This window comes from Syntrophales bacterium (genome assembly GCA_030018935.1).
Taxonomy (GTDB): domain Bacteria; phylum Desulfobacterota; class Syntrophia; order Syntrophales; family CG2-30-49-12; genus CG2-30-49-12.
On sequence record JASEGZ010000089.1, the window covers coordinates 1 to 1,959 of the forward strand.

The 1,959-nt window shown below is 45.9% G+C and carries 1 protein-coding gene; it reads left to right on the forward strand.

The genetic code is table 11. The features are described 5' to 3' along the window. Positions 1 to 494 precede the first annotated feature (494 nt). The gene (locus QMD03_10055) at positions 495 to 1,742 is read left to right on the forward strand and encodes an IS256 family transposase (protein MDI6777554.1); all 1,248 of its coding nucleotides are present in this window, start codon (positions 495 to 497) and stop codon (positions 1,740 to 1,742) included. The last annotated feature ends 217 nt before the right edge of the window (positions 1,743 to 1,959 follow it).

Consider the following 1,959-nt stretch of genomic DNA (forward strand, 5'->3'; position numbering starts at 1 on the left):
CTACGAAGTTGGTAATGACTCCTTCAGAATTTTTTATAGGCGCTATGGATGCAGACTCCCAGAAAATCACCCCGTTTTTTTTCTTATTGACAAGTTCCCCCTGCCATACTTCGCCCGAGGTAATTGTATCCCATAGTTCTTTATACGTTTCAGGAGGCGTCTGACCTGATTTTAAGATGCTCGGCTTTTTGCCGACAATTTCTTCAGGGGTATAGCCTGTTGTTTCGATGAATTTCGGATTGACGTATTCAATTGTTCCTGTAGTATCGGTAATAATGACAGAGTTCGGGATATGCTCGACTGCTTGTGATAATTTTAGGACTTGTTCTTCGGAGCGTTTGCGCTCGCTGATGTCAATTGAATGCTCGATAATCTGAATGACCTTTCCTTTGCCGTGAGGTACAATAAAAAAGTGTGTAAATAGAAAACAGGCGGTGTATCCTAAATCTTAATATGTTGAAGTGGAAATCAACAAAGAAAAAGGAGACACCACCATGGGAAAGGGTATCACTGAGGCAGCAAAGCAGTCAAGCAGGACGTATGAGATGTTGGAGCATATGGTTCGGTTGAAAGCTCAGGAGTACATTCAAGATATTTTGGAAGAAGAAGTCGAGGAATTTCTGGGAAGAAAGAAATCCGAGAGGATAGAGTTAGTGGACGGCACCGCCGGATATAGGAACGGCCACGGCAAGCCGAAGAAATTCGCCTTGATGAACGGGACGATAACGGTGCGGCGTCCTCGTGTAAGGGGCACGGAAGATCATTTTGAAAGCAAGATACTCCCCTATTTCAAGCGCCGGTCGAAAGAAGTAGGGCACCTTCTGCCGGAGCTGTATCTGCACGGACTGGCCAAAGGGGACTTTGAGTTGGCACTCCGGGGATTGCTGGGAGAGGGAGCGCCATTGTCGGTCTCGTCAATCGAGCGGCTGAAGGCTAAATGGCAGATGGAGTATGAGGAATGGAAGGGGCGGGATTTATCAAACCTGAAAGTGGTGTATCAATGGGCTGACGGGATATACGTGAAGGCTGGCCTTGAAAAAGACAAGGCTGCGCTTCTGATAATAATCGGAGCGCTCACCAATGGCAAGAAAGTTTTTCTTGCCTGTGAGAGTGGCTATCGTGAGAGCAAGGAATCCTGGAGCGGGGTTTTGAGAGATATGACAACCAGGGGACTCAAACTTGGCAGCTTGACGATTGCAGATGGGCACCTTGGTATATGGTCTGCCCTTGGAGAGATACATCCGAAAGGGAATGAGCAGAGGTGCTGGAACCACAAGATCAGAAACGTACTGGACTCACTGCCAAAAAGAATACGGTTTGAGGCCAGTGAATATCTCAAGCGTATTCCTTATGCAGCAACACTTAAAGAATGTATAAAACTCAGAGATGCATTCCTTGAGCGGTATCGGAAGGATTATCCGAAGGCTACGGAGAAACTCTTGAGGGACTGGGATCGCATGGTGACATTCTATTCATTCCCTAAGGAGCACTGGGTGCACCTCCGCACGTCAAACGTAGTGGAATCACCTTTTAGCACGGTGAGACTGAGAACGGATGCGGCAAAGCGTTTCAAGAAGATCCAGAACGCAACAGCGATGATCTGGAAGCTTCTACAAGTCGCGGAAAAGAGTTTCCGCACATTAAAAGGATATTGGTTATTGTCTGATGTGTATGCAGGGAAAAAGTTTGTCGATGGAGTCATGAAGCATGAATCAAAGGCAATGGAAAGGATAGCCGCCTAAATGCTTTTTACACACCTATTGACAAGACCTCGATGGAAATGTGAATGACGCTTATAATTGGTGGAACACTTGGCGGAATGAAGAGCTAAAATTATTAAAAGATTACGGAGCAAACTACCAAGATCTCAAAAATATTTATGGTTATGATGTCGACCCCGTCAAAATTGGTGAACACTATGCCGCTGGGGATGCTTACAATACAAAGTTAATCCCCGAA

Excerpts from the sequence above, each read along its gene's own strand:
- QMD03_10055 (MDI6777554.1), top strand. The coding sequence starts at position 495 with ATGGGAAAGGGTATCACTGAGGCAGCAAAGCAGTCAAGCAGGACGTAT.